The organism is Falcatimonas sp. MSJ-15, from assembly GCF_018918265.1.
GTDB lineage: Bacteria > Bacillota > Clostridia > Lachnospirales > Lachnospiraceae > Falcatimonas.
Genome location: NZ_JAHLQC010000004.1, coordinates 187,438 through 209,569 on the forward strand (window position 1 = coordinate 187,438; position 22,132 = coordinate 209,569).

General features: G+C 33.9%; 24 protein-coding genes. All 24 read right to left on the reverse strand.

Features of this window, described 5'->3' with window-relative positions:
* Nucleotides 1-8 precede the first annotated feature (8 nt).
* The 24 genes from ispG to KQI85_RS04595 all read right to left on the reverse strand — a co-directional run bounded on the left by ispG (nt 9) and on the right by KQI85_RS04595 (nt 22,123).
* Nucleotides 9-1,067 carry a flavodoxin-dependent (E)-4-hydroxy-3-methylbut-2-enyl-diphosphate synthase gene (gene ispG / locus KQI85_RS04480; protein WP_216574895.1) on the reverse strand — a complete coding sequence of 353 codons (1,059 nt, stop codon included), beginning with the start codon at nt 1,065-1,067 and terminating at the stop codon, nt 9-11.
* Between the two features lie 71 nt (nt 1,068-1,138).
* Nucleotides 1,139-2,425 carry an RIP metalloprotease RseP gene (gene rseP, locus KQI85_RS04485; protein WP_216574896.1) on the reverse strand — a complete coding sequence of 429 codons (1,287 nt, stop codon included), beginning with the start codon at nt 2,423-2,425 and terminating at the stop codon, nt 1,139-1,141.
* Nucleotide 2,426: 1 nt separating this feature from the next.
* The gene (gene dxr / locus KQI85_RS04490; RefSeq protein WP_216574897.1) at nt 2,427-3,572 is read right to left on the reverse strand and encodes a 1-deoxy-D-xylulose-5-phosphate reductoisomerase; all 1,146 of its coding nucleotides are present in this window, start codon (nt 3,570-3,572) and stop codon (nt 2,427-2,429) included.
* 146 nt (nt 3,573-3,718) lie between these two features.
* A complete protein-coding gene (locus tag KQI85_RS04495; RefSeq protein ID WP_216574898.1) occupies nt 3,719-4,534 on the reverse strand; it encodes a phosphatidate cytidylyltransferase in 816 nt (271 codons plus the stop codon).
* A 1-nt stretch (nt 4,535) separates the two neighbouring features.
* A complete protein-coding gene (locus tag KQI85_RS04500) occupies nt 4,536-5,243 on the reverse strand; it encodes an isoprenyl transferase (protein ID WP_216574958.1) in 708 nt (235 codons plus the stop codon).
* 125 nt (nt 5,244-5,368) lie between these two features.
* Nucleotides 5,369-5,917, reverse strand: a complete 549-nt coding sequence (frr, locus tag KQI85_RS04505; protein ID WP_216574899.1) for a ribosome recycling factor — start codon at nt 5,915-5,917, stop codon at nt 5,369-5,371.
* 57 nt (nt 5,918-5,974) lie between these two features.
* Entirely contained in the window at nt 5,975-6,679 is a 705-nt protein-coding gene (gene pyrH, locus KQI85_RS04510; RefSeq protein ID WP_216574900.1) for a UMP kinase, read from the reverse strand.
* 40 nt (nt 6,680-6,719) lie between these two features.
* Entirely contained in the window at nt 6,720-8,252 is a 1,533-nt protein-coding gene (locus tag KQI85_RS16490) for a polymer-forming cytoskeletal protein (protein ID WP_253293739.1), read from the reverse strand.
* 36 nt (nt 8,253-8,288) lie between these two features.
* Nucleotides 8,289-9,263, reverse strand: coding sequence for a polysaccharide deacetylase family protein (locus tag KQI85_RS04520; RefSeq protein WP_216574901.1), 975 nt, complete (start codon nt 9,261-9,263; stop codon nt 8,289-8,291).
* Nucleotides 9,264-9,451: 188 nt separating this feature from the next.
* Entirely contained in the window at nt 9,452-10,312 is an 861-nt protein-coding gene (locus tag KQI85_RS04525; protein WP_216574902.1) for an adaptor protein MecA, read from the reverse strand.
* Nucleotides 10,313-10,411: 99 nt separating this feature from the next.
* On the reverse strand, nt 10,412-12,064 hold the full coding sequence (locus KQI85_RS04530; RefSeq protein WP_216574903.1) for an HD domain-containing phosphohydrolase: 1,653 nt from the start codon (nt 12,062-12,064) through the stop codon (nt 10,412-10,414).
* A gap of 22 nt (nt 12,065-12,086) precedes the next feature.
* Nucleotides 12,087-12,455, reverse strand: coding sequence for a hypothetical protein (locus KQI85_RS04535; RefSeq protein ID WP_216574904.1), 369 nt, complete (start codon nt 12,453-12,455; stop codon nt 12,087-12,089).
* 195 nt (nt 12,456-12,650) lie between these two features.
* Entirely contained in the window at nt 12,651-13,241 is a 591-nt protein-coding gene (locus tag KQI85_RS04540) for a hypothetical protein (protein WP_216574905.1), read from the reverse strand.
* Between the two features lie 318 nt (nt 13,242-13,559).
* Nucleotides 13,560-14,495 carry a translation elongation factor Ts gene (tsf, locus tag KQI85_RS04545; protein WP_216574906.1) on the reverse strand — a complete coding sequence of 312 codons (936 nt, stop codon included), beginning with the start codon at nt 14,493-14,495 and terminating at the stop codon, nt 13,560-13,562.
* A gap of 98 nt (nt 14,496-14,593) precedes the next feature.
* Nucleotides 14,594-15,328, reverse strand: a complete 735-nt coding sequence (gene rpsB, locus KQI85_RS04550; protein ID WP_216574907.1) for a 30S ribosomal protein S2 — start codon at nt 15,326-15,328, stop codon at nt 14,594-14,596.
* A 153-nt stretch (nt 15,329-15,481) separates the two neighbouring features.
* Entirely contained in the window at nt 15,482-16,084 is a 603-nt protein-coding gene (locus KQI85_RS04555) for a hypothetical protein (protein ID WP_216574908.1), read from the reverse strand.
* The gene (locus KQI85_RS04560; protein ID WP_216574909.1) at nt 16,081-17,289 is read right to left on the reverse strand and encodes a DUF6115 domain-containing protein; all 1,209 of its coding nucleotides are present in this window, start codon (nt 17,287-17,289) and stop codon (nt 16,081-16,083) included. Before KQI85_RS04560 ends, KQI85_RS04555 begins: the two co-directional genes overlap by 4 nt.
* A gap of 19 nt (nt 17,290-17,308) precedes the next feature.
* Nucleotides 17,309-17,632, reverse strand: a complete 324-nt coding sequence (locus KQI85_RS04565) for a hypothetical protein (protein ID WP_216574910.1) — start codon at nt 17,630-17,632, stop codon at nt 17,309-17,311.
* 114 nt (nt 17,633-17,746) lie between these two features.
* The gene (locus tag KQI85_RS04570; protein ID WP_216574911.1) at nt 17,747-19,345 is read right to left on the reverse strand and encodes a DUF342 domain-containing protein; all 1,599 of its coding nucleotides are present in this window, start codon (nt 19,343-19,345) and stop codon (nt 17,747-17,749) included.
* Nucleotides 19,346-19,394: 49 nt separating this feature from the next.
* Nucleotides 19,395-20,165, reverse strand: a complete 771-nt coding sequence (locus KQI85_RS04575; protein ID WP_216574912.1) for a FliA/WhiG family RNA polymerase sigma factor — start codon at nt 20,163-20,165, stop codon at nt 19,395-19,397.
* 32 nt (nt 20,166-20,197) lie between these two features.
* On the reverse strand, nt 20,198-20,509 hold the full coding sequence (locus KQI85_RS04580; RefSeq protein WP_216574913.1) for a hypothetical protein: 312 nt from the start codon (nt 20,507-20,509) through the stop codon (nt 20,198-20,200).
* 14 nt (nt 20,510-20,523) lie between these two features.
* On the reverse strand, nt 20,524-21,021 hold the full coding sequence (locus KQI85_RS04585) for a chemotaxis protein CheD (RefSeq protein WP_216574914.1): 498 nt from the start codon (nt 21,019-21,021) through the stop codon (nt 20,524-20,526).
* A gap of 14 nt (nt 21,022-21,035) precedes the next feature.
* Complete coding sequence (locus KQI85_RS04590; protein WP_216574915.1) at nt 21,036-21,650, reverse strand: chemotaxis protein CheC; 615 nt, start codon at nt 21,648-21,650, stop codon at nt 21,036-21,038.
* Nucleotides 21,651-21,661: 11 nt separating this feature from the next.
* Entirely contained in the window at nt 21,662-22,123 is a 462-nt protein-coding gene (locus KQI85_RS04595; protein WP_216574916.1) for a chemotaxis protein CheW, read from the reverse strand.
* Nucleotides 22,124-22,132 lie beyond the last annotated feature (9 nt).

Genomic DNA, 22,132 nt, shown 5'->3' on the forward strand with positions numbered 1-22,132 from the left:
CCCCTTTTTTACTTTTTCCAGTTTGCAAGTTCCTCTCTTAATGCATCAATAAGCTCTTCTTCTTTCATCTTTCGTATTATCTGTCCTTTTTTAATAAGCAGCCCTTCACCATTACCACCTGCTATTCCTATATCAGCTTCTTTTGCTTCACCCGGTCCATTAACTGCACATCCCATTACTGCAACTTTAATGTCAAGATCCTGAAAGTTCTGAACCATATCTTCTACTTTTTTTGCAAGTCCAATAAGATCTATCTTGGTTCTTCCACATGTCGGACATGATACAACTTCTATTCCACCTTTTCTAAGTCCAAGTGTCTTTAATATAAGTTTAGCACTTCTAATCTCTTCGGCCGGTTTATCTGTAAGTGATACTCTTATTGTATCTCCAATTCCTTCGTTAAGAATTATTCCAAGTCCAATTGCAGATTTAATATTACCACTTGTAACTGTTCCTGACTCAGTTATACCAACATGAAGTGGATATGGTGTTTTTCCAGCTATAAGTTCATGTGCTTTAACACACATCATTACATCTGATGATTTTATACTTATAACAAGATTATCATAACCAAGATCTTCTATTATCTTTACTTTATCAAGTGCACTCTCTACAATTCCTTTTGCTGTAACTCCATTATACTTCTCTATAAGTTCTTTTTCCAAAGAACCACTGTTAACTCCGACTCTTATAGGAATATTGTACTCTTTAGCTTTATCAACAACTGCTTTTATCTTATCTATTGATCCTATATTGCCTGGATTAATTCTTATCTTATCTGCTCCATTCTCTATTGCAGCTATAGCAAGTCTGTAATCAAAATGAATATCTGCAACAAGTGGTATTGATATCTGTTTTTTGATCTCTTTAATTGCACATGCAGCTTCCATAGTAGGAACTGCACATCTTATAATCTCACATCCTGCTACCATTAACTCTTTAATCTGTGCAACTGTTGCTTCAACATCTTCTGTCTTAGTATTAGTCATTGACTGAATCAGAATCGGATTACCACCGCCAATAACTCTGTTGCCAATTTTTATTACTTTTGTATTATCTCTATACATCTTCAATTACCTGCTCTCTTAGATATTGTGAACTACCCATCACCTATAGGTAATGGGTTTTACGTTCTAGCTTATAAAAGATTTCGCACATCATTAAACAGAACTAATACCATAATTATCATAAGTATAACCATTCCGATAAAATGTACAAGTCCTTCTTTTTCTCTATTTATTGGTTTACCTCTTACAAGTTCAATTAGTAAAAATACAAGTCTTCCTCCATCAAGTGCCGGTATAGGAAGCAGATTCATAACACCAAGGTTAGCACTTAATAGTATTGATAATTCTGCAAGATTAACAAGAACCATTAGTATTCCTTCTGATCTGCTCTGTTCTACAGTATTACCTATCATATTAACAATTCCAACCGGACCTGATACTTGATTGGCACTAACTTTACCTGTTACTAACATAGAAAGACTCTTTATTGTAACTTCAATCCAATATCTTACTTCGCTAAAACCATATCCTATAACTTTTATTGGACTTACTTTTTCTCTTGCACCACTAAGTAATATACCATATACATACCCTGATTGATCAACCATCTTTGGTGTAAGCGTTACAGTCTGTGTATTACCATCACGTTCTATTGTAAGTTCAAGTGCATTGCCATTGCATGCCTGAACTATGGGTGAGACGTCTTCATAACTTGTAAGTTCTTTACCATCAATAGCTTTGATTATATCACCGGTCATAATTCCTGCACTCTCTGCTGCACTATCTTTGGCAACAGACAATACTTCTATATTCTCGCCCATGCTTATACCCATCTGATATACTTTTTTCTCTACATATTCAGGCTCTATAATTGTTGTCTTTGTCTCTCCATCTGCTGTCGTATATGTAAGTTCAAGTGTCTTGCCCATATTAAGTTGTAAGTAAAGAGCATAATCTCTATAAAAAGTAATCTTCTTACCATTTACTTTAGTTATAATATCTCCTTCAGATAGTCCTGAGTCATATGCCGGAGTCCCTTGTGTAACACCGGCAACTTTACATGGATCATATCCAACATATCCTATTACAAAAAGTGCAAGCACAAATGCAAGTATAAAGTTAAATATAGGTCCTGCTGCTATCGTTGATATTCTAGCCCATACAGGCTTATTAACAAATGCTCTCTCTTCATTGATATTCTCTTCTGTATCTTCTCCAAGCATAACACATGAACCACCAAATGGAAGAAGCTTTAGACAATATTTCGTCTCTCCTTTTCCAAAGCTTATAAGTGTTGGTCCAAGTCCAAGTGTAAACTCTTTAACACATATTCCATTTGATTTTGCTATAATAAAATGACCAAATTCATGAAAAATCACTATAAGGCTTAATACAATAAGTGCAATAATAATATTCAAACTACCACCTGCTTTCAATTAATTCATATGTTGTCTTTTCTGTGTCTAATACTTCCTGTAAGGAAGGATTCTCTATCTTTTTAACATTATTCATAGCATATTCTATTATTCCTGTTATATCAAGATATCCTATCTTTCTATTAAGGAACTTACTTACTGCAAGCTCATTTGCTGCATTGAATACAGTTGGCAGATTACCACCTGCATTACCTGCCTGATATGCAAGTTTTAGACCTCTAAAGTTCTCCATATCCGGTTTTTCAAATGTAATCTTACCAAGTTCATAAAAGTCAAGTCTCTTTGAATCAAGATATGGTCTGTCTGGATAAAATAAAGCATATTGAATTGGAAGTCTCATATCCGGCGAACCAAGCTGTGCCATAACTGCACCATCTTTAAATTGCACCATTGAATGAATTATACTCTCTGGCTGTACAATTACCTGTACTTGATCATAAGTAACTCCAAAGAGCCACTTTGCTTCCATAACTTCAAGACCTTTATTAACCATTGTTGAAGAGTCTATCGTAATCTTTCTTCCCATTGCCCAGTTTGGATGTTTTAGTGCATCTTCAACTTGTATATTCTTCATCTGTTCTATAGTTCTTCCTCTAAATGGCCCACCTGATGCTGTCAGAAGAATCTTCTCTATTCTATTATGGTTTTCACCATTAAGTGCCTGGAATATAGCACTATGTTCACTATCTACCGGAAGAATATCTACTCCATATTCTTTCGCAAGTGGCATAATTATATGTCCGGCTGTTACAAGTGTCTCTTTATTAGCAAGTGCTATATCTTTCTTCGCTTTTATAGCTGCCACTGTTGGTCGAAGTCCTATCATTCCAACAATTGCTGTTACAACAGTATCACAATGTTCTAACGTTGCTGCTTCAATAAGCCCATCCATACCACTTACTACTTTTATATTATATAAAAGTGCTGTTTCTCTAAGCTCACTTACTTTTTTCTCATCACTAATACATACTAACTCTGGCTTGAATTCTTCCATCTGCTTTTTTAAAAGTTCTGTATTAGATCCTGCAGTCAATGCTACAATTTTAAGTTCACTACTATTTTTTCTCACGACATCAAGTGTCTGTGTTCCTATCGAACCTGTCGAACCTAAGACTGTCAAATTTCTCATCTTAAAGTTACCCTTCTTTCTATCTTAATAATATATCACATTATTAAGACATGCTTTTTTTATTCTTACTTTTTTCTATTTTTACTCTACTTCTATCATATTCATATAAGTTACACATTTATATAAATTGCTTATCTGTTAAAGTCCTATAACAGGAATGTTATCAAAAAATAAACTGCCGGTGCAGTAAATATTACGCTGTCAAATCTGTCAAGTATCCCACCATGACCTGGTATTAATTTACCATAATCTTTAATATCATAATTTCTCTTGATTCCTGATGCCGCAAGATCTCCAATTATTGCAAGTAATGCACCAAAACCACTAGTAACTGCGAATGCAAGACATGGATTAGCGAACATAGTAAGTTTATCTCTAAAAATATATGCATATACAGCACCTATGATAACAGCTCCAAGAACACCACCAACGCCACCTTCTATTGATTTGTTAGGGCTTAATACTGGTGCCATCTTATGCTTTCCAAATATCTTACTGAATATAAATTTACCAAATACATAAGCACATGTATCATTACCCCATGCACATATAAATGCAAGCCATACAATATATGCACCACCATCTAACATACGAATTCTATATATACATGATAACATTGCTGTAACATATATAAGCCCAAAGTTAGATATAATAGCCTGCTCTGCTTTATATTTTGGAAATGTAAGTACAAATATTGCCATACTCAATGCAAGTTCTGCAACTATCACCATAATAAGCAAGTCATCTCGCTTAAAATACAGACACATATAATATGCAACCGCTGCAAGATATCCTGTAATTCCCATAATATCCTTATTAATCTTAAATATTCTATATAATTCCATCATACCTACAAGTGACACAAATAACATTGCTGCCATAAGTACTGTATTACCTGCAAATACAGCTGCAATTGTAAGTATAATTAATATAATTCCACTAATTAGTCTTGTAACAAACATTCTATTTCTCCTTCACTTTTCCATATCTTCTGTCTCTTTTATTATATGCTTCAATGGCTTTTACCAATTCTTTTCTGTTAAAATCAGGCCATAAAACTTCCGGAAAATAGAATTCTGAATATGCCGACTGCCACATAAGGAAATTAGAAAGTCTCTGCTCTCCACTGGTTCTTATAATCATATCCGGATCTGGTATTCCTCTTGTATCGAGGTATGATGAAAATGTCTCTTCTGTAATATCACTTTCTTTTATAATGCCACTTGCAATATCTGCACTCATTCTACGCATGGCACGAACCATCTCATCACGACTTCCATAATTGATTGCAATCTGAAAATTAAGTCCGGTATTCTTAGATGACTCTTTCTCCAGCTTGTCTATCTGCTCTCTTATATCATCATCTAGTCCTGCTTTATCACCAAGTATTCTTACTTTCATATTATTCTTAGATGTTGTCTTAATGCAGTCTTTAAGATAATTTCTTAAAAGCTTCATTATTGCCTGCACTTCGTCAGAAGGTCTTTGCCAATTTTCTGTAGAAAACGCATATACTGTAAGATATTTTACTCCAATATTATATGCTTCTTCACATACAAGTTCGACAGCCTTGCTTCCCTGCATATGACCATAATTACGGGGCATAAGTCTCTTCTTCGCCCATCTTCCATTACCATCAAGTATAATAGCTATATGTTCAGGTACTCTCATACCTAATTCTTCATTATATGTATCCACACTATACCTCCGATTAATATATTTATCCAGATAATTATTATCAAGCAAAGACCTCCCCACTGTAATAATACGGGGAGGTCTTAATATATGGGCAATAACTATACTGTTAAAATCTCTTTTGATTTACTTTCAACTGATTTATCGATTTCAGCAATATATTTATCTGTAGCTTTTTGAACTTTATCTTCTAATTCTTTTAATTCATCTTCAGATATCTCATTACCCTTATTAGCTTTCTTGAAAGCGTCATTAGCATCACGTCTGATATTTCTAACAGCTACTTTTGCGCCTTCGCCTTTTTTCTTAACGTCTTTTACTAACTCTTTACGACGTTCTTCTGTTAATTCAGGGAATACGAGTCTGATAACTTTACCATCATTGCTTGGTGTAATTCCAAGTTCTGATGTCATTATTACTTTTTCAATCTCTTTAATTAAACTGCTTTCCCATGGCTGGATCTGAATCATTCTTGCTTCTGGAACAGTTATATTGGCTACCTGCTGAAGTGGAGTAGGTGAACCATAGTAATCTACTTTAAATTTATCAAGAAGATGTGGATTAGCACGTCCTGCTCTTATTGTAGCAAGTTCTCCATTTAAAGCATCTACTGATTTTGACATTTTTTCCTCATATATCTTAATATCCATATGATAAATTCCTCCTAATATGTGTTATATTTTAATGTTTTTTATTCTCTCAATATATTATGCAGATACTATTGTACCATTAAATTTGCCATTCATAGCATTAACAATGCTATTCTCTTCATTAAGGCTGAATACCCATAGAGGCATCTTGTTCTCCATGCACATAACTGATGCTGTCATATCAACTACTGCTAACTTCTGTTTTACAACATCATCAATTGATATCTCATCATACTTTTTAGCTGATGGATTAATCTTAGGATCGCTGTCATATACACCATCAATTGCTTTTGCAAGAAGAATCATGTCAGCATCAAGTTCAATTGCTCTTAATACAATTCCTGTATCTGTTGAGAAATAAGGATGTCCTGTACCGCCGGCAAGGAATACAACTGTACCTTTCTTAAATAATTCATTTGCTTTATCTTTTGAGAACATTGTTGTCATTGTTCCACATGCAAATGGTGTAAGAATCTCTGTTGACATTCCTACTGTTCTGAATATCTCAGAAACATATATACAGTTCATAACTGTTGCAAGCATTCCTATCTGATCGGCTTTTGTTCTGTCAATGCTCTCACTTGTACGTCCTCTCCAGAAGTTACCTCCTCCGATAACAATACCAACTTCATTACCGTCTTCAACAATAGTCTTGACCTGAACTGCAATCTTTCTTACAGTTTCTTCATCAAAACCTGTCTTTTTCTCACCGGCAAGAGCCTCTCCACTAAGTTTTAATAATACTCTTTTTCTCTTTTCCATTTTAAGGACACCTCATTAAAATATTCTAGTTATTCTATTATTATTCTGCTTTTTTGTCACCAAAAAAGTCTTTTACATTAATATCTGAGTAACACTGTGAACAGAAACCTTCTATTACTGCACCACTGTTAATCTGAACTGAACGTGACTTAATATTACCCATAACAACTGCTGATGTATCGACAATAACTGGTCCGTGTACATCTATGTCACCTTTTATTGCACCGGCAATTACTGCTGATGTTCCTTTTATATTACCAACAATCACTGTGCCTGCACCAATCTTAACTGCACCACTGCTCTCGATATTACCTTCTATTGTAGCTTTATTAGCATATACTTCCTCAGCCTGTGAATCACCTGTTACTTTACCAGATACAACTAACTTGCCAAGACATGTAATATTACCTTCAATCTCACCAATTACTTCTACTGAACCTGTTGATTCAACATCACCTTTAATTCTTACTCCTGCTGTAAATACTGCTGCCTCTTCTGTTCTCTCCTGTCCAACCTCTGTTTCCATAGCTTCACTCATTCTCTTATCCTCCTCTGATATTTTACCATAATCTTCTGTTAGCTTTTTATCAAGCTCTGCTTCTGCTTCTGTTACTTCAATACTATCCTTAACTGGTGTAAGATGTTCTTCTTCTACCAATGATATAGCTTCTTCTGTCTGTTGTAATATTTCTTCATTACTAACTTTTTCTGTCTGCTGTAATGCTTCTTCATTACTAACTTCTTCTGTCTGCTGTAATGCTTCTTCATCACTGACTTCTTCTACGAATTCTTCCTGTGGTAATTCTATATTATCATCTGTTGTTTCAGTAAGAATATTATCATTCTTACTGTCATCTTCTGTGAATTCATAACTATTCTCTTCTACTATATTATCTGCTGAATCTGCTAATATATCTTCTGTCTTAGTATCTATAGAATCATCTTTTAACTCATCTGCATATTCTGCTGCTGATACATCTATATCTTCTGCTACATTGTCTATTATTTCACTATCTGTATCTTTAGATTCATCCTCTGTATCATTAACTATATTAGGTTCATCTGCTGTAATATCACTAATATCAACATCTGGTTCGTCTAAGAAATCTAAATCATTCAATCCTTCAATTATAGAATCATCTACTGTTCCATTCTCTTCTGATTCTTTTTCATTCTCATCATTATCCATATTAAAAATGCCAAGATCTGCTATTGAATCAAAATCAATATCATCTTCTGTCTCATTCTCTTCTGTCTGTATATTATCTTCAGTTGTATAATCTTCTGCTGTAATCACATCATCTGGCACAATGTCTGTATAATCTTCTGCTGTTACATCCGGCTCATCTGTAAGATCTGATTCTTCTGTAGTATCACTATCATCTGCCTCAGCCGCTGCTGCCATAATTGAATCTAATGCATCAAGATCTATTGCATCATCAACCGAATCATTTATAACACTGTCATCTGTATCATCAGGCATTGTTACTTCATCTTCTTTTGTATCAGGGTCCTGAACAAGTTCATTAACCGCCTGTGCTAAATCTTCTTTAAAATCTTTAAAAAAACTCATATCGCATCCTCCTGTTATGACCGTAGCCATTATTATTTACTCATTAACTTCTGATGCCTTTACATGCTGTATAGGCGAAACATCGGCTGAAAGTGGTAATATCTCTGCTCCCTGTGATTGCAATCCCTCTATAATCTTTGGCAATGCCTCAACTGTGGTATTCTTATATTCTGTATCATGCATAAGCACAACAGAAACATCATTGTTGTCAACTCCTGCCATAACATTATTATATATCTCATCAACTGACACTGCATTAGATGTAGCATCCTGTGATGATACATTCCAATCAAAATATGTAATATTCTGTTCGTTAAGATATTTAATAAATTCTGTCATAGGTTCACCACTTACGGTATTACTGCTTCCACCAGGAAATCTGTAAAGTACAGGCTCTACCCCCGTAGCATCTGTTATTAGTTGTCTTATCTGTGCCAAATCCTGTGCAAATGCGTCTGTACTCTCATATAGTGTACTATATCTGTGACTGTATGAATGCATTCCTATTGAATTACCAGAATCTACAATCTGTTTATACAATGCTATCGATGCATCATCTGTTTTACCTACTACAAAAAAAGTTGCCTTAACATTATATCTTGCGAGAATATCTATTATATTCTGCGTATTGACACTTGGTCCATCATCAAATGTAAGATATACTTTTTTCATTACCTGCGGTTCTGTCTCTGTAACAGTTTCGACAGAAGTCTCTTCTTGTGCCAAAGTCTCATCTTCTTTTGTATAATTCTCACTATCAGGCTGTGACTGTATAGCATTAGGACTTTCCGAATCTGTTCCTCCTTCTGCCACAGATGTACTACTATTCTTAGCTTCTATAAGATCTCTCATATCCGACTCAAGATGTGCGACTTTCACGCATAGTACTATACATGTAATTATTGGGATAAGAATGGAAATCACAAGCGTCATAATAAGCATCTTTTTCATTCTCTTTACTCTCAATCTTCTTCGTTCTTTCTCACTTAGAAAATCTTTGTTGTCTGACATTCTGAAACCTCCAAAAAGTTATATGTTAATTGTATCATAAAGTCAAAAAAATTTAAACACAATTATTTTATGATAACAAACATACCTATTATAATAATAAACGGCTCTATTTACAATAATCATAATATTAAAATTTTAAAAATTATTTAGGACGTATAAAAAAGACCTCTGAAACGGTCTTTTTTATACTATCTTACTATACTTCTCAAAACATTAAGAGCATTCTTTTTCACAATGCACTTATAATGCTCCTGTATATATTCCATGTATCCTACCGGAATCTTCTTACGTTCTGCATATTCAAGAGCTGTTTCGCATATATCATCATAGCAAAATTTTGGAAGTCTGCCTTTTTCTATAACAAGATAATACTTATCTCTACTTCTATAAAGTCGGCTTGTCACTTTACTCTCACCAGAAAAATTAGATGCATAAGCCATAACATTATCAAGTGATGAGAATTCATATATAGCTGTAGTATTAGTTTTTTTATTCTTTTTAGATTTTGCAATATCATCTTTACAGCTATTCATCTTATCTTCAAACATCTTATCTTTTTTTGTCCAATAATCATCTTTATTAAATAGCCCTGCTTTATCTGACTCAATATCACTTTCAACAAAGTCTTTAAAACCATTAATTTTTCTCATAAGTTCATCACACAGATCGTCATCTTCAAAATCATCGTCTTCATCTTCGTATTCATCATCGTCTTCATCATTCATGTCATCAAGCATATTCTGAAGATCTTCATATGATACTTCACCATCAAACATATTTTTCATCTCATTAAGCATTGTAAAGTCTTCCTTCTCTGAGAAAATAATAGACAATCTTCCTTTTGATAATGGCATAACCTGCATTGATAAAATGCCTGTTTCATTAACATATCCAACTTCTTCTTTTGCTTTTTCTATCACTATTCCTAAAAACTCATGAACTTTATCTCTGTCATTTAAAAAATCAGTCACTTCAAGCCCATGTTCCTGCATATCTTCTTCTGATATAAGACAACGCACTGAACCATTGTTCATTCTTCTAAATTCCATAAGCTACCACTCTTTCCATTATGTATATAAAATTCTTACTTTCTGTTTGATAAGTCTTATTGTATCAGAAGATGAAATTTTTTCAACATATATTTTATATTATTCATAATTTTTATTCTTTGTCTCAAGAATTTCTTCCTTTATATCAACAAAAACGTTTACAAGAATAGGATCAAAATGACTTCCACTTGACTGTTCAATTATCTCGAATGCTCTGTCATCTGATATCTTATCCTTATAACTTCTTTTTGATGTGAGTGCATCAAAAACATCAGCTATTGCCATGATTCTTGCTGAAAGTGGAATTTCATTGCCTTTAAGTCCTTCCGGATAACCTGTACCATTCCATTTTTCATGATGGTACATTGCCATCTCATATGCGTATGTAAGATATTCATCAGCTTCATCAATCTTTAATGCTTCTCTTAACATATCTCCGCCAACTTTTGGATGCGTCTTTATAATCTCAAACTCTTCCTCTGTAAGTTTACCAGGTTTTCTAAGAATACTATCTGATATTGCAATCTTACCTATATCATGAAGCGGTGCTGCCTTGCATATAGCATCAACAAATTCATCAGTTATGATGCCGGGATATATATTACGTTTTTTAAGAGCATTAGCTATTATTCTTACATATCTGCTTGTTCTCTTAACATGCTGTCCTGTGATATCATCTCTAAGTTCAATCATATTTGCAAAGCTTACAATGAATCTTTCCTGTATCTTTGATATCTTCTTAGCTTTCTCAGCAACCTCATTTTCAAGCATCTTAGAATATTCCATATGCGTTGTTATATCAACAAGTGATACTGTATATCCCGTAACTATATCATTATTAGTAAGATCATTAATCTGAACATCATAATAGCGTCCATTCCTGTCATAACTTGTCTCCATAAACTCGCAAAACTGCTTAATTATTCCTACATCATTAGATTCAATATTACTCACTTTCGGGAATATCTTCTGTGCTTCATTATTAAAATACAAGATATCAAAATCTGAGTTAAGTACTATTATACCATCAGACAGATTTTCAATTACATTATCTTTCGCTATCTCTACAGTTTCAAATGCTCTATTTTTAATAGTTGCTATAGCAAATATTACTGTTCCAATCTCAAGCATCATTGTCGTAACATCATATTCATAATCTGCTCCTGTAAGATGTATCATTACTCCAATAATTGAGATTGCACCAGCATATATCATTCCAAGCATTATCTTACTATCAGGATCAGTTTTGTGCTCATGATAATATTTTATTCCGTTATAAAACATTATTATACTATACACAAGTGCAACAAATATATGTATATAATAGAAGATTCCATTTTTAACTTCAAGATACATATATCCTTTGTAGTTCTCATAGTAGCTTATCCCTTTAAAAAACAATGGTATTTTATCACCAGCAAGAACAAGTGCATATATGAATGTATGAAATGCACATAACAGATAGAGTATTGGTCTTTTTAATTTTTTCTTCATATATACAAAATAAAACATAAAATACACAAAACCAATATATGCTTTTCCAAGATATACCATCTTAAGACATGCAACTGCTTCATTATAATTCTTTGCATCTGTCTGAATCAAATATGCAACTGAAGATACTAGTACTGCAAAAAGTGATATCTCAATAATTATTCCTTCTTTTGATACCCGTCTAGTTCCCACATATACCATAGTATTTATAATCACAAACAGCCCAATCATCTGTACTATTTGACAAAAAGCTATCATATTTTCCTCCTAAAGCATTATTTTATATATTATTTCTTAGCAGCTCTATTATCTCGCCCGCTGTACTAATTATGTCTTCCATTGCAACGTCTGCAACATATGCTCTTAATAGCTCCATCTTGTTGCTACATTCATCAGGTAATCTGCACTGCTCAAGTTCTTTCATTATCTGATCTGTCTTATCAAGATCAAACTCATTAACTGAATTTATCAGCCAGTCAAACAGCTTTATGGCATATTCTGACGTTATCTCTCTTTTAGAAAGTTCGTCAGTCTTATCAAAAGACTTTAGTTCTTTTTTGTAATTTCTAAATAAATCATATGTTTCTTCAAATTCACTTTCTATAGACTCAATCATTAGCATTAAAAAACATATTATTATAATTATCATTCCATATAACTACTAATTGTGCAATTTCAAATACCAACCATGCACCAGACAGATACCAAGGAATCCATATTCTTAGATAACTTGCCAAAAATATAGCAAAATGCAAAAACACCTGGCATATAGATGAGAGCTTCTCTCATTCTTGATTCCAGGTGTTTTTATTCTTAATTAATTATATCTTATTATTACAATCAACTATCTAAGTCCAAATGCTTCCATAATAACTTCTACTTTTTTAATTGGTTCATTATTCGTTGTCCATGGATAAGGTGCATCTGCACATCCTGCTGCTTCAAGCAGTTCTTCTTTACCATCTAGTAAAAGTTCCTTATAAGAATTATCTACAGCCTTAATATTCTCTTTAAATTCAGATTTTTCATCATCTGTAAGTGCTTCATACCACTTTGATGCTTCATCTTTTATCTCATCAGGTGTAAGTTCTGTTCCAACTGCAATATTAAGCAATGTAGCTGCTGATTTTACTGCTCTTAATGAACTTCCTGATGAACCTGCCTGTACATTATCTTTAACATCTGTAAGTGCTTCGTCAACCTCTAGAAGTGCTGCACTTTTATTAAATGAATTAATATCTCCCGATTGTGATGTACTTACATCTTCTTTAGCATCTGCTGCCTTTGTGGTTTCTTTTTCAGAAGTAGTCTTTTCTTCTGTTGTATTCTCTACAGTTGTCTCCTTATCATCTGATACTGTCGCTCTGTTACCACATGCTGACAATGCAAGTGCACCTGTAAGTGCAATAGCACACAATAATACTCTTTTTTTCATATTTCTTCACCTTCCTGCTTTTTACAAAATTCTCCTTATATATATTAATCGTATATACAAGCAGAATTATTGATATTATAGCAGAATTTTATAAAAAAGAATACCCTTAATCAGTGAAAATATATTTGTGGCCTTCCTGATATAAGGGTATTCTTAATGATGTTTTTGATGTTTTATTGTTTTACTAATTTTATTGTTTTATTGTTTTTATTTTGTTATTATGCAATATCTCGTTATTCTACTCAATATGCAATATGTTAGATTCTGTATTAATTATATCAATAACATACGTCTGATAGACTTAGTGTTATCTTATAATTACATACCCATCTGTTTTGCAACTTCTTCTGCAAAGTTTTCTTCTTTTTTCTCGATACCTTCACCAGTTTCGAAACGAACGAATCCTTTGATTGAGAAGTTAGCACCTGTTGCTGTTGCAACTGATTTTACATAACTAGCAACTGACTGTTTTCCATCTTCTGCTTTAACATATGTCTGATCAAGAAGACAGAATTCTTTTAACTCTTTGTTGATACGTCCTGCGATCATACCTTCGATAACTTTTTCAGGTTTCTGTGATTCTTTAGGATCGTTCATAATCTGAGCTTTTAAGATTTCTTTTTCTTTCTCGATAAATTCTGCTTCTACTTCTTCTCTTGATGTATATTTTGGATTTAAAGCTGCGATCTGCATAGCTACGTTTCTTAAACATTCTTTAATATCATCGTTAACTACATCTGTCTTAGCTTCAACTAATACACCAATCTTACCGCCAGCATGGATGTATGATGCTACACAACCATCTTCTGCTTCGATCTTAGCAAATCTTCTGATGCTTAAGTTCTCACCGATAACAGCGATCTTGCTTGATAATTCCTGAGCTACTGTCTTAGTTGTATCAAGTGCCCATGGCTCTTCAAGGAAAGCTTCGATATCTGTTGCTGTTGTACTTAATGCCTGAGCTGCTACAGCTTCAACATATGCATTGAAATCTGCATTCTTAGCAACGAAGTCTGTCTCTGAGTTAACTTCTACGATAGCTGCTCTCTTATCGCCATCAACAACTGTCTTAACAAGACCTTCTGCTGCGATTCTACCAGCTTTTTTAGCTGCTGCTGCAAGTCCTTTTTCTCTTAAGAACTCAACTGCTTTGTCCATATCTCCATCAGTTGCAGATAATGCTTTCTTACAATCCATCATACCTGCGCCAGTCATTTCTCTTAATTCTTTTACCATTCCTGCTGTGATTGCCATTGTAAATTCCTCCATCAAAAAAATATTTTTCTCAAAAAATGCTTCAACCTGTCATACAGGCTGAAGCATTAGTTACAATAAGTTATAAACTGTACTTATTAAGCTTCAACAGGTGCTTCTTCAACTACATCTTCAGTTTCTGTAACCTGTTCACCCTGATTTGCTTCAATAACAGCATCTGCCATCTTTGAAACGATAAGTTTTACAGCTCTGATTGCATCATCGTTACCAGGAATTACATAATCTAATTCTTCTGGATCACAGTTTGTATCAGCAATACCGATAAGTGGAATTCCAAGTGTATGAGCTTCCTGAATACAGATTCTTTCTTTCTTTGGATCTACAACAAAGATAGCATCTGGAAGTTTCTTCATGTTCTTGATACCACCAAGGTTTTTCTCTAATTTTTCTAATTCTTTCTTTAAGTTAATAACTTCTTTTTTAGGAAGAACATCGAATGTTCCATCTTCCTGCATAGCTTCGATTTCTTTTAATTTTGCGATTCTGCTCTGGATTGTCTTGAAGTTAGTTAACATACCACCTAACCATCTCTCGTTAACATAGAACATACCACAACGTTCTGCTTCTGATTTGATAGCATCCTGAGCCTGTTTCTTAGTACCAACGAAAAGGATTGTACCACCTTCTGCTACTACATCTGAAATTGCTTTGTAAGCTTCATCTACTTTACCTACAGATTTCTGTAAGTCGATGATATAAATACCATTTCTCTCTGTGTAGATGTATTCAGCCATCTTAGGGTTCCATCTTCTTGTCTGATGTCCAAAATGAACACCTGCTTCAAGTAATTGTTTCATTGAAATTACGCTCATAATTTACCTCCATTTGGTTAATTTCTTCCATACGTTCAATTAACGGATTACTGTATAAACAGCACCGGTCCGTCTTAACGCGTATGTGTTTTTTAGTCACCGCTTGCCATTTTACCACATTTTTTATGGCTTTGCAAGAGTATTTTTCTATTTTTATCTTCCTGTAAGAATTTTCGCTATCTCGTCATAGGAACTTCCTTTAGGAATGACATAATTGCCTGTTCTTATATTATTGGCATAATTATTATTTACCAGATATCTGTCAAATTCAGCGGCGTCATTCACAACACCTGCTGCATATAAAAGCTTTGACACTGAACCTGAATCCATTCCACTAATAACATCAACTGATATATTCTCTATTACAGTTTTTACCGGTTCTGTTACCGGTTCGGTAACAGCTTCCGTCTGAATAATAGCTTCTGTTACCGGTTCTGTCTGTGCAGGTAAAGTCTCTGCAATAGTCTCTGCCTTAGACTCATTGACTGTCTCTTTCGTGTCTGCCTCACTTTCAGATTCTGTTTCTTCTTTATTATCTTTAGTCTCTGTAGTTGTCTCTTTTTCTGATGTCTCTTCTTCTGATGTCTCTTCCTTTAATATATCTGTTTTCATTATCATACCAAGTGCTTCAGCTCTTTTAATAACTTCAGTATCAGACATATCAGTCTTACCACTTACCTTAAATGAAATCACGCATAAGAGTGTGGCAAATACAATTCCTATCCCTAGTCCTCTTACATAGTATTTTAGTTTCATCGTTTACCACCTCTGAATAAGTCAATTACAAGTTTTACTTCTCCCATTCCAAGTCCAAGTTCTTTTGCAATCTCTATATTAGTCTTTCCTTGACTGTGTAATTCAAGAATCTGCTTATTATTATTAGAACCTGCGTCAAATTCAATCGTTGTATTTTCTGCTTTTTTAGCATACTCACTGCTTATTGCATTATCATATTTACCATATCTTGTGGCTCTATGATCTTTTGAATTTTTCCTGCCTTTCTGGTTCTTTTGTGCACCACGTCCGTTATTTCTTGATGAACTGCGTGATGCCTGATTCTTTGATTTTTTATATTCTTTTTCTTTCACAGTATTATCTTTATCTATATCTGATTTTTCACTATCAGAATTCTTACTGTCTGTCTCATTATTAGGCTGTATATCTTCTTCGCTGTTACCATTATCATCCCTATTATCTTCTAATAATGTATTAACTGCTATATCTGTATCTTCTGATATCGCATTATTATGTGAATCACTCTTATCTTCACTTATTGAAGAGATATCTTTATCACTTAATGAAGATGTCTCTTTATCATCTTCACTAACTATAATATCTGACTTATTATCAGTAGAATCTTTCTGTTCATTACTAACTATATTCGTATTAGTTAATTCATCTTTTCTACTCTTAACTTCTTCAATCGCTTCTGTAGCTTCTGTTGCTGCTTTTTCAATAGCATTCACAACATTTTCCATCTCGGATTTAAGTTCCATAATCTTAGCATTAAAAAACTGTGAAGTATCTTCTGCTTTTTTAGATACTTCTGCATAGGACTGTTCTTTTAACTCAGCTACACGCTTTTTTGTTCCATCAATCTCTGTAAGTATTGATTTTAATTCTTTTTCTTTTTCTCCAAGCATATCATACAAGAACATAACTTCATTATGATTCTTATTAATATCATTAATTATATTCTCGCTGTAATCACTAAGCTCTGTCATCTTCTTATTTGATATCTTGTCAAATTCTGCTTCTGTCTTATCAACAGATGTTTTTAATGTATCATCAATTATATTCTCGACCTGAAGCTCTATCTTGTGCTTCTGTGCCTGTGTAATCTCCACATTAATTTCTCCTGTCTGTTGTACTGCATTATTGTTTTTTTTATCTGTCAGGAAAAAACTTCCAAATATCAGTACAACTCCTATAATAAGTAAAAAAATCTCTAAAGCTGTCATTATCAAGGCTCCTCTATACCTATATTTTTATGTCAAACATGCCATGTTCCATATTTTTCAGTTTTTCAGACTCTTTAGTTCGTTTTTTCTCCTTCCCTTTTTTATCACCGTCACGTTTGTAATATGTTCCATTACCTTTCTCTTTCGCATCATACTTTTTTTCTTTTTTATCAGCATTATCCTGTTTACTAACCTGCTGATGCTTATTAGATATGTTACGGTCTAACTGCGTCTGAAAATTCATCTGATCATTTTGAGGCTTCATATTCTCATGGTACTTCTGCTGGGCAACATCCTGTGTTCTTGGTATGCTTCCCTGAAACTCAATTGGATTGATAGGCATATTATCTCCTCCTCTATATTATGAAAAAAACTTCTGTCAAAGCCTTTTAAGCATTATATCTATTAAATGTTATATCTATTATATCATTATATCACTTAAAAGTATAATATCTTATCAAAGTGGTTTTCTTACTACTTCTTCAGCTTCTTTGACAAATTTACAATAGTTCTCCTGCGTCTTTAGATATCTATTTACGTCTGATACTATTATCTTTGTTCCAGGATATATTGTTCCTGTAACTCTGATACATGCATCTTCTTTTTCATCAAGCTCTGTTAAAAGTTCATCATAATCTTTCCTAAGCGCTTTTAATGCCTGATCAAGTACTATTACCTGTTTTGTTGCTGCCTGAAGTTTTTTTAGTTTTTCTTCTGATATTCCTTCATTCTGCTGTTTTTTTTGTAATAGTGTTATTACCTGTTTTAACTTGAACTTTTCTTCGCTTTCTTCCTGCATCTTAATTCTCAGTCTGTTAACTTTGTCTTTTACTGCAGGATCAATACCTACTTCAACTATTGTTGCTGTCTCCATCATATTACCAATTGTCTTTGCTTCAATCATCGTACCACTGCGTATATATCCGCCAATAATCAGACCTTTTTTGCCACTGACTACTATGTCACTCTTAGCTGTAATATTACTATGTAGAATCGCTTCTGCTTCTATGAATCCTCCGGATACAACATTAGCATTCTCCATAAATTTTGAGACAATATTACCACCAGCTTTAAGTCTGCCTTTACTCATGCCCTGCACACCACGCTGTAATATTATCTGTCCACCTGCTTCAAGATTGGCACCTTCGACTACACCATTTACAATTATATCACCAGTTGCCTTAATTGAAAATCCCGCAATTACATTTCCTGTTACAATAACGTTACCATCATACTCAATATCACCGGTTGAATTGTCAACATCTGCCGGAACCTGATAAGTATTTGATACAAATACTTTATCTGTTTCAAGACTTACATGCCCGCTTATCTCGGTTATAAGATTAAGCCCATCTTCTGATACATACAGATTTTTGCCATATTTAAAGTTCTTCTTTTGAACTTTTTTAGGTTTCGTTACAATTCCAAGAACATTAATTCCTTCTTCCCCTTGATCTTCGGGAATTATGGTCGCTACAACTGTTCCTGCCTTAACATGGTTAATTATATCAAGCTGATGCCAGTTAACAGTTCCATCTTCGTTATGTTTTGGCTTTGTATTAGGATTGGTATTAAAATTATATATTAGCTTTGCATCATGTCCTTCTCTCACATTTTTCCCATTTGCGATAATATAATCTGTACAATAAAGTCTATTGCTTATATAGTTATCAATGTTCTCTTTATCAATTCCATATCTTATTCCACATGCTTCTATTGCATCAATTATACTCTGATAATTAAGATCTTTTCCATCATCTGATGGTGGATAAAAACGTGCCACTGCACGCATCTTATCTTCTGAGACTAGTATCTTTACTGTCTCATCAACAACTGGTGCATCCATCGAATTAAGTCTTATATCTGTCATCGTTCTGGCAGTTTTTAGAATCTTTGATAAAGCCTGCTGATTATACTCGCCTATTCTGTTAGACTCTATATAGCGTGTAACCTCTTCAAACCTGACAGGTCTTCCGTTCCCGTCAGGTGGTATAATTCTAATATATGTTCCGTCAGGTTTGTTAATAATTTTAAAATACCCATTCCTATCCTGCATGCAACTAGCCCTCTCTTTCTATATTGCTTACATATAAGTACTCTTATGCTTATTTGACTGTAACAAGCATATTAACGTAATTACCCAATTTGCCTTTCATCTTCTGTAAGGCTTTTGTATGTAACTGTGATATTCTTGATTCGGATACTTCCAAAACCTTACTTATCTCTTTTAATGTCATATCTTCATAATAATATAGAAGAACTACTTTCTTTTCTTTTTCTGTGAGGCTTTCTAATGCCTGCGTTATCATCTCTTTTAATTCCTGCTTTTCCATAACGGATTCCGGCTGTTCAAAATATGAATTATGAGTTGAATCCATTCGCATCTCACTGCCTTGATCTATATATTCATCAAGTGATATGAGATTATTAATCTTAGTCTGTCCCTGCCATGTATATAACTCATCCATCTCAAGATTTAATTCTTCGGCAAGTTCTTCATCTGTTGCAAGTCTTCCTTTTTCAAGTTCAATCTTTGCAAGGGCTGCATCCATTTTCTTTTGCTTCTGTCTTAATGATCTTGGTATCCAGTCCATCTTTCTAATCTGATCAAGTATTGCTCCTCTGATTCTAAGACTTGCATATGTCTCGAATTTTACGCCTTTTTCGTAATCAAACTTGTCAATGGCATCAATAAGACCAAATACCCCATAACTTACAAGGTCTTCATACTCTACATTGTATCCAAGATACATGCTAAGTCTTCCTGCCACTATTTTTACAAGTGATGAATACTCAATAATAATCTGTTCCCTTATCTCAGCATCATTGTTTTTGCTGTATTCTGCCCATAATTTTGCTCTTGCAGTCTCATCCATTGTGGTCGCCTCCAGTTTTCTTTAATATAAGTTTATTCTTGTTCATTTGAAGATTCTGAAACCTCTGAAACTTCTGATTCATTTTCCTCTTTCTCTTTCTCATCGTTTTCTTCTAGGTTATCTCCTTCTGTGTCTTCATCGGCTTTCTCTTCATCTTGCTCCTCTTCTTTAAAGAAAGCGTTTAGTACTTTTCTTGCAATCAACCCTATTATGTAAAACACTATCACTACTATTAACAACTGCCACATAGCATTGGTAGCGTTATTACCTGTAATCATCAAAATAATATTTGCTATAAGCGCGGCACTTAATGTAACAATTGCCGGTAAATTTCTGAATCTCATCTAACCATCTCCAACTAAATTGTTTTCGACTCCTTGCCAACACGCTTTATTAATAACTGCCCATTCTCAGAATAGAATTCAATTGTTCGTCCATAATTAAGTCCTGTATCTTCTGCTAATAATCTTATTCCTTCTTTCTTCAAAACAGCTTTAACCGCTTCAACATTTCTTGCACCAACCTGCATCATATCATTTGCCTGCGATGTTGATGTCTTAAATGCGAACATCTGCGCTCCACCTGCTATCTTTGCTACGAGTCTTGTCTTTGAAGCTCCTATTTTAATCATTTGTTTAATCAGTTCTTCTATCCCTGTATCAGCGAATTTAGCTATATTCTGATTATTCTTAATTTTGGTACTGTCGGGAAGCATTATATGCGCAAGACCACTTACTTTTGTAACAGGATCATATAATGCTATTCCCACACATGAACCAAGTCCAAGTGTCGTCAACGCATCCGGATATTTACATACTGCAAGATCCGCCATGCCTACTTTAATCATATTCTCCATGATATTCCCTTACCTTACAAACCCAAAGAACTTAATATCTTATTATAGGAATCAAGTTCTGGAACCAAGAGGAAGAAACCTTTTACCAAATCGTTTTCTCCAAACTGTGTCTGTATTAACAGTACCTGATCTCCAATCTTTCCAAATTCTATTGCAGGAACACTAAGAAGTGCTCCTGCCATATCTATTGTTGTACTTGGTATCGATGATATAATACTAAGCCCTGTCAATGTTGATAATGATGACAGGTAGGCTCCTGAAATAATATTTCCCACTTCATTAAGTGCTGATAATTCAATCTCTGAGAACTCATCCTGCTTATTGACATCTGCACCCATAAGAAGATTTACCAGATGATGTGCAGATTTCAAATCCATCAAAAACATCATCATTCCATTGACATCACCGTCAAGTGTAATAAGTATTCCTACTACAACATCCTCTTCTGTTCCTATACTTTGTGTTACCTGTTTGAATGGAAGCAGTGCCACATTTGGAACGCTCATGTCTATCTTAATATTAAGCAGCTGTGCAAGTGCTGATGTTGCATTACCTGCACCAATATTTCCAATCTCTTTTAATACATCAAACTGCATTGAATTCATATCTTCAAGGTTTATATTAGCCATACTCTACACCCCTACATAGTTTCCTTGTCTGAGATAACTCCCTGTATATTCAATAGAGAAATCAGCTCACCTTTACTCTTTCCAATACCATTAATGTATGATGTCTTTTCATCTGCATTATTATCTGCTACTATCTTCTCGATTTCGCTTTCTTCAAGAGTAACTACTTCTTTTACTTCATCCACAAGCATTCCTATCACTGCCTGCTGTTCAGGTTTTAAGATGATAATTCTTGTCTTATCTGTATATACATCATCTTTAAGATTTGACTTCAGACGTATACTCATTACCGGAATTATCTCGCCTCGAAGATTAATTACACCTTTAAAATAATGCTGTGCTTTTGGTACTCTTGTAATCTTTTGCATACGAACTATATTGTCAACATATTCAATATTAATACCAAACTGTTCATTATCTATTTTTACAACAATAAACTGTTTTGATGATACTGCAATCTTATTATCTTCCATCTTAAGCCA